This is a genomic window from Photobacterium sanguinicancri, assembly GCF_002265265.1.
GTDB classification, from domain to species: Bacteria; Pseudomonadota; Gammaproteobacteria; order Enterobacterales; family Vibrionaceae; genus Photobacterium; species Photobacterium sanguinicancri.
The window spans coordinates 1-13,857 of sequence record NZ_NOIF01000142.1 but is presented as its reverse complement, the minus strand read 5'-3'; the positions used below and the strand labels follow the sequence as shown (position 1 = coordinate 13,857).

General features: G+C 44.4%; 17 protein-coding genes. 10 read left to right on the top strand and 7 right to left on the bottom strand.

The features are described from left to right. Window positions 1–17: 17 nt before the first annotated feature. Window positions 18–881, bottom strand: coding sequence for a YicC/YloC family endoribonuclease (locus ASV53_RS17755; RefSeq protein WP_062688287.1), 864 nt, complete (start codon window positions 879–881; stop codon window positions 18–20). A 224-nt stretch (window positions 882–1,105) separates the two neighbouring features. On the opposite strand from ASV53_RS17755, the gene rph reads away from it, so the two are divergent. Together rph and pyrE are read left to right on the top strand one after the other, a co-directional pair. Further along, a complete protein-coding gene (gene rph, locus ASV53_RS17750) occupies window positions 1,106–1,822 on the top strand; it encodes a ribonuclease PH (protein WP_094958064.1) in 717 nt (238 codons plus the stop codon). A 127-nt stretch (window positions 1,823–1,949) separates the two neighbouring features. Further along, window positions 1,950–2,591 (top strand): orotate phosphoribosyltransferase, encoded by a 642-nt coding sequence (pyrE, locus tag ASV53_RS17745; protein WP_062688289.1) that lies wholly within the window; start codon window positions 1,950–1,952, stop codon window positions 2,589–2,591. Between the two features lie 99 nt (window positions 2,592–2,690). Here pyrE and slmA read toward each other — a convergent pair whose 3' ends face one another. The 3 genes from slmA to coaBC form a co-directional block, all read right to left on the bottom strand. Continuing rightward, window positions 2,691–3,281 carry a nucleoid occlusion factor SlmA gene (gene slmA, locus ASV53_RS17740; protein WP_062688291.1) on the bottom strand — a complete coding sequence of 197 codons (591 nt, stop codon included), beginning with the start codon at window positions 3,279–3,281 and terminating at the stop codon, window positions 2,691–2,693. 244 nt (window positions 3,282–3,525) lie between these two features. Then, on the bottom strand, window positions 3,526–3,981 hold the full coding sequence (gene dut, locus ASV53_RS17735) for a dUTP diphosphatase (RefSeq protein ID WP_048898823.1): 456 nt from the start codon (window positions 3,979–3,981) through the stop codon (window positions 3,526–3,528). 103 nt (window positions 3,982–4,084) lie between these two features. Then, on the bottom strand, window positions 4,085–5,293 hold the full coding sequence (gene coaBC / locus ASV53_RS17730; protein WP_094958063.1) for a bifunctional phosphopantothenoylcysteine decarboxylase/phosphopantothenate--cysteine ligase CoaBC: 1,209 nt from the start codon (window positions 5,291–5,293) through the stop codon (window positions 4,085–4,087). A gap of 268 nt (window positions 5,294–5,561) precedes the next feature. Here coaBC and radC point away from each other — a divergent pair, with 268 nt between their 5' ends. From radC to ASV53_RS17700, 6 genes are all read left to right on the top strand, one after another. Next, window positions 5,562–6,236, top strand: a complete 675-nt coding sequence (gene radC, locus ASV53_RS17725) for a RadC family protein (protein ID WP_062688294.1) — start codon at window positions 5,562–5,564, stop codon at window positions 6,234–6,236. Window positions 6,237–6,409: 173 nt separating this feature from the next. Beyond that, window positions 6,410–6,646 (top strand): 50S ribosomal protein L28, encoded by a 237-nt coding sequence (gene rpmB / locus ASV53_RS17720; RefSeq protein WP_048898826.1) that lies wholly within the window; start codon window positions 6,410–6,412, stop codon window positions 6,644–6,646. 13 nt (window positions 6,647–6,659) lie between these two features. After that, window positions 6,660–6,827, top strand: coding sequence for a 50S ribosomal protein L33 (gene rpmG / locus ASV53_RS17715; protein ID WP_002535344.1), 168 nt, complete (start codon window positions 6,660–6,662; stop codon window positions 6,825–6,827). Between the two features lie 255 nt (window positions 6,828–7,082). Further along, a complete protein-coding gene (locus ASV53_RS17710; protein ID WP_062688296.1) occupies window positions 7,083–7,559 on the top strand; it encodes a hypothetical protein in 477 nt (158 codons plus the stop codon). Between the two features lie 34 nt (window positions 7,560–7,593). Continuing rightward, window positions 7,594–8,403, top strand: coding sequence for a bifunctional DNA-formamidopyrimidine glycosylase/DNA-(apurinic or apyrimidinic site) lyase (gene mutM, locus ASV53_RS17705; protein ID WP_094958062.1), 810 nt, complete (start codon window positions 7,594–7,596; stop codon window positions 8,401–8,403). 43 nt (window positions 8,404–8,446) lie between these two features. Further along, window positions 8,447–9,451 (top strand): NAD-dependent epimerase, encoded by a 1,005-nt coding sequence (locus tag ASV53_RS17700; RefSeq protein WP_094958061.1) that lies wholly within the window; start codon window positions 8,447–8,449, stop codon window positions 9,449–9,451. A gap of 74 nt (window positions 9,452–9,525) precedes the next feature. Here ASV53_RS17700 and coaD read toward each other — a convergent pair whose 3' ends face one another. The 3 genes from coaD to waaA are packed head-to-tail and all read right to left on the bottom strand — an operon-like array spanning window position 9,526 to window position 12,066. Further along, window positions 9,526–10,011, bottom strand: a complete 486-nt coding sequence (gene coaD / locus ASV53_RS17695; protein WP_094958060.1) for a pantetheine-phosphate adenylyltransferase — start codon at window positions 10,009–10,011, stop codon at window positions 9,526–9,528. Between the two features lie 2 nt (window positions 10,012–10,013). Further along, on the bottom strand, window positions 10,014–10,796 hold the full coding sequence (locus ASV53_RS17690; protein WP_094958059.1) for a glycosyltransferase family 2 protein: 783 nt from the start codon (window positions 10,794–10,796) through the stop codon (window positions 10,014–10,016). Further along, window positions 10,786–12,066, bottom strand: a complete 1,281-nt coding sequence (gene waaA / locus ASV53_RS17685; protein WP_094958058.1) for a lipid IV(A) 3-deoxy-D-manno-octulosonic acid transferase — start codon at window positions 12,064–12,066, stop codon at window positions 10,786–10,788. The genes ASV53_RS17690 and waaA overlap by 11 nt, the downstream gene beginning before the upstream one ends. A 260-nt stretch (window positions 12,067–12,326) precedes the next feature. Between waaA and ASV53_RS17680 the strand changes: the two genes are divergently transcribed. Together ASV53_RS17680 and ASV53_RS17675 are read left to right on the top strand one after the other, a co-directional pair. Continuing rightward, complete coding sequence (locus ASV53_RS17680; RefSeq protein ID WP_094958057.1) at window positions 12,327–13,358, top strand: glycosyltransferase family 9 protein; 1,032 nt, start codon at window positions 12,327–12,329, stop codon at window positions 13,356–13,358. Continuing rightward, window positions 13,342–13,857, top strand: a 516-nt coding sequence (locus ASV53_RS17675; RefSeq protein WP_141226269.1) for a hypothetical protein, incomplete at its 3' end; no start/stop codon positions are given. The genes ASV53_RS17680 and ASV53_RS17675, both read left to right, overlap by 17 nt.

The window sequence follows — 13,857 nt, the reverse complement described above, 5'->3', positions numbered from 1 at the left end:
AAAATGAGAAATAGTGATTACTCAATATTTTGAATTTGCTCACGCATTTGTTCGATCAGTACTTTTAGTTCTACGGCAGAAGCTGTGATCTCAGTGTTGATAGATTTTGAGGCTAGGGTGTTCGACTCGCGGTTGAACTCTTGCATCATGAAATCTAAACGACGACCACATGCGCCACCTTTTTTCATGATCTTTTGTGTTTCTTTCACGTGTGAATCAAGACGATCTAGCTCTTCTGCTACATCGCTCTTCTGTGCGAGCAGGATCAGTTCTTGCTCTACACGGCTTGCATCTAGCTCAATTTTTGCGTCTTCAAAACGGCTGAGTAGGCGCTCACGTTGCCACGCCATCACTTCTGGCATTTGTGCGCGGACTTTACCGGCTTCCACAGTGATTGCATCAAGACGATGAACAATCAGCTCTTTCATGTTTTCGCCTTCGCTTGCACGTGCCGCAATGAAGTCGGTTAGTGCTTCTTCAAAGCCCGCCAGCAGATCTTTGTTGATGGTATCAAGGTCTTGCTCTGGGGTTTCCATCACGCCCGGCCAGTTCAATACTTGGAATGGACCGATATTGCCTTCACCAGAGGTATCTTTCACCCACTGGGCAGCTTTGATCACTTGTTTCGCGAGATCTTCATTAATCGATAGTTCACGATTAGAAGATGCGTTCGCTTCAAAGCGAAGGTTACATTCGACTTTGCCGCGAGCAAGACGTTTACGGAAGCGTTCGCGCAGAACCGGCTCTAGGCCACGGAACTGTTCAGGCATACGTAAGTAGGTTTCTAAGTAACGCTGGTTTACCGAACGGATTTCCCAAACGGCGCTGCCCCAGTCGCCCTTTACTTCACGGCGCGCGTAGGCGGTCATGCTATGAATCATTGGCTGATGGCCCTTTTGTTAAGCGGTTCGCTTGAAGCTGATGCTCGAAGCGTTGATGAGCTGATTATACTCAGCATTGATTATAAAAGGAATTGAACCACGTTGTTGTGGCTTTACGCGGTAATTGTGCGCGTCTAGAGGCAATCGTTTAGCAAAGGGTTAGCACTGGCGAGTGTAACTGGCTATAATCGCCGGTTAAAATTACTCAGTCAAAGGTTATCCCGATGCGTCCAAGCGGCAGACAGACCCACCAAGTTCGTCCTATTACTATTACTCGCAACTTTACAGCACATGCTGAAGGCTCTGTATTAGTTGAGTTCGGTGATACCAAAGTGATTTGTACCGCGAGTGTGGAAGAAAATGTTCCTCGCTGGCTAAAAGGTAAAGGTCAAGGTTGGGTAACAGCCGAATACGGCATGCTACCTCGTGCGACACACACCCGTAATCGTCGTGAAGCGGCAAGTGGTAAGCAAGGTGGTCGTACGATGGAAATCCAGCGTCTGATCGCTCGTAGCTTACGTGCTGCGGTAGATCTTGAAGCGCTAGGCGAGCAAATGATCACTGTTGATTGTGATGTTATCCAAGCCGATGGCGGTACGCGTACTGCTTCTATTACTGGTGCTATGGTTGCACTAGTGGATGCGATTAATTACATGATTGAAAAAGGCCTGCTGAAAAAGAGCCCGCTTAAAGGCATGGTTGCTGCTGTGTCTGTCGGTATCTATAACGGTGAGCCAGTTTGTGATTTGGAGTACGTTGAAGATTCAGCGGCAGAAACCGACATGAACGTAGTGATGACCGAAGAAGGTAAGATGATCGAGATTCAGGGCACTGCGGAAGGCGAAGCCTTTAGCCATGAAGAATTGCTGGCGATGTTAGCGCTGGCGAAAGACGGGATTACCGATATCATTTCGATGCAGAAAGCCGCGTTAGAAAATTAATAATTAAGCGACTCTATTGAGTCGCTTTTTTTTGCCTGAAATTTGTCGAGAGTGTTACCGAATAGGACCTGTCGATAGGTTTAGCGAATAAATCAAAAGACATAAATAGCCATATTAAGGAGTTACAATGAAAGCATATCAGCGTCAGTTCATCGAATTTGCCCTAGAGAAAGGTGTGTTGAAGTTTGGTGAGTTCACACTGAAATCAGGCCGTCAAAGCCCGTACTTTTTCAATGCGGGTTTATTTAACTCAGGGCGTGATCTTGCACGTTTAGGCCGTTTTTACGCTGAAGCTTTAGTTGAAGCTGGTATTGATTACGATGTGCTATTTGGCCCAGCGTACAAAGGTATTCCAATTGCAACCACAACCGCGGTCGCTTTGGCTGATCACCATGATGTGGATACGCCATACTGTTTTAACCGTAAAGAAGCGAAGAACCACGGTGAAGGTGGTAACTTAGTGGGCAGTGCGTTAGAAGGTCGAATCATGTTAGTGGATGACGTGATCACTGCGGGTACGGCAATTCGTGAGTCGATGGAAATCATCAAAGCGAATGGTGCTGACTTAGCGGGCGTATTAGTGGCTATTGATCGTCAAGAAAAAGGCAAAGGCGAGTTGTCTGCGATCCAAGAAGTAGAGCGTGACTTTGGCTGTGAAGTGATCTCGATTGTGTCACTGGGTGATGTCGTGACCTACCTTGCCGAGCAAGATGGCATGGAACAGCACCTTGAAGCAGTAAAAGCGTACCGTGCACAATACGGCGTTTAAGCGTTGTTGTAATAAACTACGATGACGAAAAAGGCTTGCCACTGGGCAAGCCTTTGTTGTTTTTAGCGCCTAGCGCTGTCAGGTTATGGCGAAAGACGCTTAACCTAGCTGAGCACTCAGCAGTGCCCAATAATCATCAAAGCTCTCTGTTGGCTTGTACTTGAAGTTTGAACGCACGTAGCGGTTTAAGCTGCCTTCAACTTGGCCTAGTAACTGCGCGGCCAAGATCCCTTCATCAACTGGGAAACCTTTACCTTCACGCAGTTTACGTTCGCGCAGTACCTGACGGAGCTGGGTTTCGATACGTTCAAATAACTGGTTGATACGTGACTGTAGGCGGTCTTGTTCAAACATCAGTGCATGGCCCGTCATGATACGGGTTAAGCCTGGATTACGTTCAGCGAATACTAAGATCAGCTGTAGCACCATGCGTAGGCGATTCAGGGTGTCTTTTTCTTCATCTAGGATACGGTTGATGCGGGTAGTGATTGAATCTTCAATGAACTCAATCAGGCCTTCAAACATACGCGCTTTGCTTGGGAAATGACGGTACAGCGCAGCCTCTGACACGCCTACTTGAGCCGCAAGTTTGGCCGTCGTAATACGTTGGCTACCTTGTGCAGACTCTAGCATTTGGGCCAAAGCTTGTAGAATTTCTTCGCGGCGATTGTTTTTTTTGTTGCCTGCCATGAATAACCGTTCCTTTTCGAAATGAGTACCACAGTTTGGCACTCGGCAAATACACCGAGATGCATTATTCGCTGGGTATAAAAAACCCGCCTATCTTAACGGTGCGCTGACACAGAGAAAAGTGTTAGCTGCTGATAGTGCTGAGTTATCGGTAAAAAAACTGTATCGGCAAAAAAAACGCAACCTGAAGGTTGCGTTAGATCGCTTTTATTCACGATGGGTTTTTCTGACGATATGCCGTGATTTATTGACGACCAGAGTGACCGAAGCCGCCTTCGCCACGATCGCTACTGTCAAAGTCGTTCACGATATTAAAGTCAGCTTGTACTACAGGTACAAATACTAACTGTGCGATACGATCGCCTGGTTCAATTGTGAAGGTCGATTGACCGCGATTCCATACCGATACCATCAACTGGCCTTGATAGTCAGAATCAATCAGCCCAACCAAGTTACCCAATACGATACCGTGCTTATGGCCCAGACCTGAACGCGGCAAAATAGTTGCGGCAAGGCTTGGATCGCCAATATGAATTGCAAGACCGGTTGGAACAAGGTGGGTTTGGCCTGGTTCTACGGTTAATGCTTCGTCTAGGCAAGCGCGTAAATCGAGCCCCGCCGATCCTTCAGTCGCATAAGCGGGAAGGGGAAACTCATTACCAACACGTGGGTCTAGGATTTTTAGGTCAATCTTTTTCATGTTGCTCTCTTAATGTATGCATCTTTCCTTGTTACAGCCCAAACACGGTTAAAGATGTGTATTTGGTGAAATTTACTTCGTGCTATAACAATTTGAATAAGGATTATTGCTTGCGGTAAAGCGCTGTAATCTCATCGATGAGCTGTTTACCAAGTTCACTCTTATTGGTAAGAGGTAGCGCTTTGTCACCTTGTGGCCAGTATAAGTGCAGCGCATTGGTATCGCTGTTGAAACCTTGCCCTTGTTGCGCTACATCGTTAGCACAAATTAGGTCGAGGTGTTTGCGGGTCAGTTTACCTTGTGCGTATTGCTCAACATCTTGGGTTTCAGCAGCAAAGCCAACCGTAAAAGGACGGTTGTCAGCTAAGGCTGCCACATTCGCCACGATATCTGGGTTTTTGACCAGCGTGATTGTCATGGTGTCTTCATCACTCTGTTTTTTCATTTTCTGCTCTGCAACCGTGGCAGGACGAAAATCGGCAACCGCGGCACAAGCGATGAAAATCTTATGTTGAGGCGCGTGCATCATTGCGGCTTGATGCATTTGCTCGGCGCTCTCAACGTCAATACGTGTTACACCTTGTGGTGTCGGTAAGTTAACGGGGCCACTAATTAAAGTGACTTTAGCGCCGCGCTCTGCAGCGGCTTGCGCAATCGCAAAGCCCATCTTACCCGAGCTGTGGTTAGAGATATAACGAACTGGGTCTAATGCTTCACGCGTTGGTCCAGCGGTAATGGTCAGTGACACATCAGTTAAATCCGCGGGTTGAAAAAAATCTTCAGCACGGTGCACTAACGCCATTGGCTCTAGCATTCGACCTGGGCCTACATCGCCACAAGCTTGTTCACCGCTTGCTGGACCCCAAATGTGGAAACCACGACGTTTTAGCGTTGCGATGTTCTCTTGGGTTGCAACATTACGGTACATCTGTTGATTCATCGCAGGTGCAACCACGATAGGTGAATCCGTGGCAAGGCATAAGGTAGAGAGCAAATCATTGCCCATCCCCGCACTCACACGAGCTATCAGGTCGGCTGTTGCTGGCGCCAGCAAAACCATATCAGCCCATTTTGCCAATTCAATGTGGCTCATGGATGCTTCAGCCGCAGGATCAAGCAAGCTGCTTGCGACAGGGTTTCCAGAAACGGCTTGCATCGTTAAAGGGGTAATAAATTCTTGTGCTGCTTTGGTCATCACGACTTGTACTTGAGCGCCACGCTCAATAAGGCGACGGGTGAGTTCGGCGCATTTATACGCGGCGATGCCACCACTGATTCCGAGAAGTATTTTTTTTCTTGCTAGCGTCTGCATGAGATTGCCTGATTAACCAAAAACAAGGGCAACACGATAGCATCAAATATCGTGCGGTTCATCGTCCAAGATCAATCGACAATCGGCTAGAGGGTAATGGTATTTATTGCTCTAACAGTAACAAAGGGCAGGGTTAGCAAGTTCACAAGGTTATGAGGGTAGGAAATATCATTACGGTAAAAAGTTACTTTTCACTCGTAAGTTAGTTGTCTCAAGTTTGTATTTTGGCTGTGAGGGTTCAAGCGTATACCTGACTAAAGAGGCCATTATGACATTAAAAAATTTACCGAATGCAGTTTTACCTCGTGAAAAACTCTTACAGCTCGGGGCAAAGGCGCTCACAGATGCTGAATTATTAGCCATTTTTTTGCGTACAGGCTTACCGGGTATCAATGTGATCGAGCTATCGATCTTACTTTTGGAAGAATTTGGATCGTTACGCGCACTTTTAGCCGCCGACGAAAAACGGTTCTGTGAAGTAAAAGGGCTTGGACCAGCAAAGTATGTTCAGCTGCAAGCTGTGTTGGAAATGAGTCATCGTCACCTTGAAGAAACCCTCAAAAAAGGCGATGTGCTGACCAGTCCGCAACAAACTAGGCAATATTTAAGCCAAATATTACGCGATCGACAGCGTGAAGTTTTTTATATTTTATTTCTTGATAACCAGCACCGCGTCATAACTGGCGAGGTTTTGTTTGAAGGAACGATCGATTCTGCGGCGGTTTATCCACGTGAAGTAGTAAAAAGATCACTGGAACTTAATGCAGCCGCGCTCATTTTAGCGCATAATCACCCATCAGGCGTAGCTGAACCTAGTCAGGCTGACCGTCGAATAACTCGAAGAATCACTGATGCACTTGCATTGGTGGATATTCGTGTTCTAGACCACTTTGTTGTGGGTGATGGGGAAATCATTTCTTTTTCTGAACGAGATTGGCTATAAAATAGCCGTTTTTTGAACAAAAAGTGAAGAAAGGATCTGCTCGGGACTTGAGCAACTGGTTTTGACTTAGTATAATGCGCGACCTTTGATAGCTGTGGTTATATGTAAAAAGCTTTTTTACATTGAATTAATCACAGTAGATATCGAGCCGAAACGATTTGGAGAAGACAGTAATGTCCCGAGTATGCCAAGTAACTGGTAAGCGTCCTGTAACGGGTAACAACCGTTCACACGCACGTAATGCCACCAAGCGTCGTTTTCTGCCGAACCTGCAAACTCATCGTTTCTGGGTAGAAAGCGAAAAACGCTTCGTTAAACTACGCCTTTCTGCGAAAGGTATGCGTATCATTGATAAGAAAGGCATTGATGTCGTTCTTGCAGATATGCGTACTCGCGGCGAGAACGTTTAAGAGGATTTGAACAATGGCTAAAGGCATTCGTGAGAAGATCCGTCTAGTATCATCAGCTGGTACAGGCCACTTCTACACTACCGACAAAAACAAGCGTAACATGCCAGGTAAATTCGAGATCAAGAAATTTGATCCTGTAGTTCGCCAGCACGTTATGTACAAAGAAGCTAAAATCAAGTAATTGATTTTAAAATCTTTGATAAAAACCCAGCATTGTCTGGGTTTTTTTATACCTGCAATTTAGCGATTTACCTCGCATTTCTAACATTCCCCATTTTATTTCTTTTGGTGATGTATTCTGCTTCGCCTTATCGCATACCGTTACTGAACGCGAAGACATGTTTTCAACGTTAGCTGCTATTACTTGATGGCAGGGTGAATTGCATTGCCTAGTTGTAACAATGGTATGATGATGAAGGGAAAAAGGAGCCAATCCATGAAGCTATCTCGTCGTAGTTGGAACAATGTCATTATTTTTGCGGTTATTATTTTTATCGCAGTGATCCAACTTCCCACACTAATAAAAGAAAAATACGGCACAGCGCCATCCCAATCAACGCTGAGCACGTTATTACCTGAACAAGCTGTGATTGATCAACTGGTACTCCCTGAGCAACACTATGTCCGTTTGGGCGCTGATTGGCGTATAACAGGTGATGACGCGGTTATTCATGACGATTCGGTGATCATGCATTGGGCAACCTTAGCTGGCACACCTGTGGATGATGCGACAATGGCCAAGCTAAAGCCGCAGTTGACTCACCCGGTGTCTGTTGAAATTTGGCTACAGGCCTATGATGAACCTGTGCGAGTAACTGTGTATCAACTACCGCAGTTTTGGCTGTTAAAAAACTGGCAGTCGCAATGGCTTGCGGTGTCGGTTGAGCCGACGTATTTATTTCCTTCACAATAAGTGACCAATCATTAATTAAAGATAGGGAAGTGAGATGCCTGAGTTACCGGAAGTCGAAGTGAGCCGTATGGGGATCTCGCCGCATGTTGTCGGGAAAACAGTCTCCGCCATTATCATCCGCAATCCGACATTGCGCTGGCCGATCCCCGAAGCAATCAAAGCCATTGAAGGGCAGGTGATCAGCCAAGTAACACGGCGAGCCAAGTATTTACTCCTGCACACGGATGTCGGTACTGCGATTGTGCATTTAGGTATGTCTGGCAGTTTGCGAGTGTTGCCTGCAGGGACTCCAGCTGAAAAGCATGATCATGTTGATTTAGTCTTAGCGAGCGGTGAGATGTTGCGTTATAACGATCCTCGTCGCTTTGGTGCGTGGTTATGGGCTGAACTTAATGAATTACATCAAGTGTTAACGAAGCTTGGTCCTGAGCCGTTAGAGGCCGTATTTGATGCGGACTACTTATTTGACAAGGCACAAGGGCGACGCACTGTGGTAAAGCAATTTATTATGGACAATAAAGTGGTGGTGGGCGTTGGGAATATCTACGCCAATGAAGCGCTCTTCAGTGCCCAGATTTCACCGCAACGTCCTGCGAATAAAATGACCAAAGCGGAAGTTATTCGTTTAGTGGCTGAGATAAAATCGGTGTTGGCTTTTGCGATTGAACAAGGCGGTACGACCCTGAAAGACTTTAAAAATGCCGATGGTAAACCGGGCTATTTCGCGCAAGAACTACAGGTCTACGGCAAAGGTGGGCAAGCGTGTCCTCGGTGTGATCACTCTTTGAGTGAAGTTAAAATTGGGCAGCGTACTACAGTTTATTGTAGTGAATGCCAAAAATAAGAATTGATTAGGTAGGGTTTAGCTCTGCTTGTGAAGGTGAAATATGAAATATCTAGTTACTGGCGCAGCCGGTTTTATCGGTAGTGCTGTTGTTGAGCGTTTGTGCGAACAAGGCCACCAGGTTATCGGTATCGATAATTTGAATGATTACTACGATGTGGCGTTAAAAGAAGCGCGCTTAGCTCGTATCGCGCATTCGTTATTTACTTTTATTACGCTTGATCTTGCTGATCGCGAAGGTATCGCTTCTTTGTTTTCTAAACAGCAATTTGATCGTGTTATTCACTTAGCGGCCCAGGCGGGTGTGCGTTACTCGCTGGATAACCCTATGGCCTATGCGGACAGTAATTTGGTTGGTCACCTAACGATTTTAGAGGGTTGCCGTCATAATAAAGTTAAGCATTTAGTGTATGCATCATCTAGCTCAGTGTATGGCTTGAATCAGAAGATGCCATTTGACACCGCAGATAGTGTTGATCATCCTATTTCCCTGTATGCGGCGACTAAAAAATCGAACGAGTTGATGGCGCATACTTACTCGCATTTGTATGGTGTCCCGACAACAGGATTACGTTTCTTTACGGTTTATGGTCCGTGGGGACGTCCTGATATGGCGTTGTTCAAATTCACCAAGAAGATTATCGCAGGCGAACAAATTGATGTGTATAACAATGGTGAGCTAAGCCGTGACTTTACGTATATCGACGATATTGTTGAAGGTGTTTTGCGCATTCAAGATGTGATTCCTGAGGCTAACAGTGATTGGACAGTAGAAGGTGGTTCACCTGCGACGAGTTCAGCACCATATCGAGTTTACAACATTGGACATGGTAGCCCTGTGAAGTTAATGGACTTCATCACAGCATTAGAAAGTGCGCTGGGTGTTGAAGCAAAGAAAAACTTCATGCCAATGCAGCCGGGCGATGTGTATGCAACCTATGCTGATACGCAGGATTTATTTGCCGCGACCGATTATCAGCCGCAAGTGAAGGTCACTGAAGGCGTGCAGGCATTTGTTGATTGGTATCGTGATTTTTACCAAGCGTAATTACGATTAAATAAAAAGGGAAGCATCTGCTTCCCTTTTTTGATCTGTTTATCAGTCTGATAATCAAACGCCCTTTAGTGCAGCTTTTTGATTAGCTCTGCTGTGACATACGGATCAACAAATTGGGTAACATCACCTTTGTGAAGCGCGACTTCTTTCACTATGGTCGATGAAATAAATGAATTCTCTTCGGCTGGCGTTAAGAAGACGGTTTCAAGTTCTGGCATCAAACGGCGATTCATGTTGGCTAGTTGGAACTCGTATTCAAAATCAGATACTGCGCGCAGACCTCGAACCAACACGTTAGCTTGGTACTCTTTTGCAAAATCAACCAGCAGCCCAGAGAAGCCAACAATACTGACATTATTTAAATGCTGCGTTATATGGGTAGCAAGCTCAACACGTTCTTGCAGGTTAAAAAGGGGCTTTTTGCTTGGGCTAGCAGCAATGCCTACGATGACATGATCAAACATCGCGGCTGCACGCTCAATAAGGTCTAGATGACCATTAGTGATAGGATCAAAGGTACCAGGGTAGATAACGGTAGTTTTTTCGCTCATGCTCAGCTCTTATTTGTAGATGATTGATGTAGTGACCACAAAGTAATGTACTTATTGAAAGTATATTGGGCAATGATAATGGACAGTAGCAGGCCATGTGCTCCGTCTAAAAAACCTTTTCGCAGTAAATATGTTTTCAAAAAGGCCCCGATGCTATGGCTAAACGCGCTGCTAAAACCGACTTTTTTGCCTGATTGAAAACGCTCTTGCGCCCAATTTTTCGCATAGGTGAGTTGCTTTTGTTGGAAGCTGGAAAAGTCCGTACAGGTTTGATGCAGTAAATCACCATCGAGAGGGGCAATCGTGGCACCTATGGTATTGATAGATTCATGCACCAAATTGTCGTTATAAGTTCGTTCTTGAGTTCTGTAGAGGCGCATAACGCGATCTGGATACCAGCCACAATGATACATATAGCGCCCTAAGAACCAGTTGCGACGTGCACAGCTATAAATGATATTGGGTTGCTGTGGTGATGCCAGCACAGCTTCAATATTAGCTCTTAGCTCGTCAGTAACTTCTTCATCAGTATCGATCATAAAGGTATATTCACAACTGGCGTATTGCTGAGCAAATTGACGTTGTTTACCATAGCCTTGCCAGTCGAGGTGAGCATGAACTTTAGCGCCATATTCGCGAGCAATTTCAGTTGTATTATCATCACTGCCCGAATCAAGTAATACAATTTCATCAGCCCACTGGACTGATTGCAGACATTTAGCCAGAGTCATCGATGAGTTTTTAGCGATTAGAACCACGGAAATTGTGGCGCGCTTAGTTGTCATGGCGGTTTCCTAATAACTGGTCAATAAGGGCAAGATGTTTAGCGAGTGAGCCTTGATTAAGTTGTAATACAGCTAATGCCTTTTTACCTTTGATGCTCGCTTTTTCTTTGTCTTTAAAGAATATTCTTAGCTGTTCTTCAAGTGCGTGCTCATCTGAAACTGTAGTGAGAGCGCTGGCATCTTCCAACATGGTGCAGATACTACTGAAATTGAAGGTATGAGGTCCCATAATAAGAGGCAGGCCATAAGCCGCTGGTTCTAGAGGGTTATGACCGCCACGCTCAACTAAGCTTCCACCAATGAAAGCAACATCAGCTATGCCAAACAGGGTCATGAGCTCTCCCATGGTATCCCCGATGATAACTTGGCAATCTGCCGTCACAGCTTCATTATGACTCTTACGCAAAAAGCGAAACTGGTTATTCGCAACTAACTTCGCGACTTCATCAAATCGTTCTGGGTGGCGGGGCACTAAAATTAATAATGCATTGGGTACTGTTTGTAGCAGCTGTTTGTGGGCTGCTAATAGGATTTCATCTTCGCCTGCATGTGTACTTGCCGCAATCCAAACTGGTTTATCTGCTGCCCATTGATGTTTAAGTTCATTAGCATGCTGTCGTTGAGTATCTGAAACGTTGATGTCAAATTTCACACTGCCACAGACTTGCAGTTTCTCTCTAGTTAGACCGAGCTCAATGTAGCGATCGCCATCCGCTTGATATTGGGCGGCAATCAGGCTCATCTCGTTTAGCATAGGAGAAACCAGTGATTTAACCTTGCCGTAGCCTTTGGCTGAGCGCGCTGATAAGCGGCCATTGGCTAACATAACAGGGATGTTACGTCTGTTGAGCTGATGGATCATGTTAGGCCATAGCTCGGTTTCCATTACGATCGCGATTTTCGGGTTGATGTTGTTAATCAAGCGACGCATTGCACAAGGTAAGTCATAAGGGAGGTAGCAGTGTTGAACACTGTAGCCAAAACTCTTTTGCACTTGCTCTGAACCTGTCGGTGTCATGGTTGTAATCGTGATTGGAAGCTGAGGATAAGCGGCTTGCAATGCTTTGACTAAGGGAATGGATGCGATGGTTTCTCCGACAGACACCGAGTGTAACCAGATCCCACCTTGCTTTAGTGTAGGCCCAAAGCCGTAACGTTCGCTTACACGATGGCGATAGCTCTTTGCCTTAAGAGAGCGGTACCCTAGCTTTAACCAAATAAATGGTTGGACAATATATAGCAGGGAGGAATATAAGTATCGAGTTGGCATATTTGCAACCATTAAGATAGAAATCAATATTCTATCAAGAATGCGGATGCAGCTGTACATTAGGTGTGAATATAGTGGGGAAGTTTAGTAGAATGTGCGCAATAGTCGTGAGACTATTCATGTTAATGACAGGATGTTTTGGCTATAGCCGCTACTTTTTTGCTTACCAAATAAGTTACCACCCATGCCCCTCTATCCCGAAAGAAAACAAAAACTAAGATAGATGCTTAAGCTTATTGAATTGAAATATAAGGTTTTTAATGAAACGTTTTTTGGTTGTTCGTAGGGATAATATCGGAGATTTGCTCTGTACTACGCCATTTATATCTAATCTTAGAGCTAGTTCACCAGACGCAGAAATTGATGTACTCGTAAATAGTTATAACTACGATGCAATTAAAAACAACCCAGATGTAAATCATATTTATGTCTATGAAAAAGCAAAGCATGTTTCTGGTGTTAGAGCCAAACTGCTGACTTATGTCAATCGTATTAAGATGATGATTGCTCTGAAGGCAAAGCATTATGATTATGCATTTCTTTGCAGCCCAGGAGAAAGAACAATTCGACTGGCTAAACAAGCTGGTGTCAAAAATCTGGCTGGTTTTTACCGCTCAGAACAAGAGAAACAAGAGTTAACTTACTCTGTTTCTTTGAGTGATTGTAAAGGTAAGCACGAAGCGGAAAGGGTGAACTTGCTATTACCTTCCGTCGCTACGCAAGCTTCAATACCACCAATGACACTGAAGGTTGAGGCGAGTGTTGAAAATATTGTGCTTACTGAGCTACAGCAATTAGGACTCTCTAAGAGCGATGAGGTGATAGGTGTGCATGTGAGTGCAAGAAAGCCTTCTAATCGTTGGACTACTGAAAAATATATTAGTCTGATTCAAGCTCTTTTGTCTGAAGCCCCTCAAAGAAAAGTTTTATTATTTTGGTCTCCAGGTAGTGCTAGTAATAAAACTCACCCCGGTGATGATGAAAAAGCAAAAGAGATTGTTGAACGTGTTAACTCTAATGCATTAATCGCTCATAAAACCAGTAACTTGCAGCAATTGATCGCGATGACACAACGAGTAGACCTATATATTTGTAGTGATGGTGGTGCGATGCACGTTGCGGCAGGGCTGCATAAAAAAGTGTTATGTTTCTTTGGTGACTCTGATATATCACAATGGTACCCATGGGGTGTCTCTCATAGATTGATGACCAATGAAAGTAAAGATGTGTCTATTATTGAAGTAGAAAGCGTTATAAGCGTGTTTAAAGAGTTATATGATGAAGAACTATAATTATTTCTTGCTCTTTATTAATGTTGTTTTAGTTTTTGTTTTACCTCTTTCTGATACTAACGGTGTTGTTTTAGCATGTCTTGGCGCTTCTGCACTATTTGGATTTAAATGTAAGGGGGGAGGTAAGGATCTTAATTATATATTACTTGCTTGGTTAGCTTATTCAATTTGGTACTTATTATCTTCTCTTTGGAGTGTTGATTATCACGTTGTTTTGAGAGGCATCAGAAAAGAGAATCTATATAGTGTGGTTGCATTAATTGCTGGTTTTGTTTCGTTTAAATTATTAAATTATAGGCTAAGAGACTATCTTTTATTCTCACTAATTTTATCAGGGTTAATGTTGTCTATCATTGCTTGTATGCAAAAGCATGGCTTAGGTGGTGACTTTGTTAATGGCATTGTAAATAAGCAATATTCAGGGGTTGGAGATGCTTCTACTTTTCTAGTTGTCTTTTTTGCTGTTAGTTTTTATCTTTTTGATTTCAAAAATAAAATT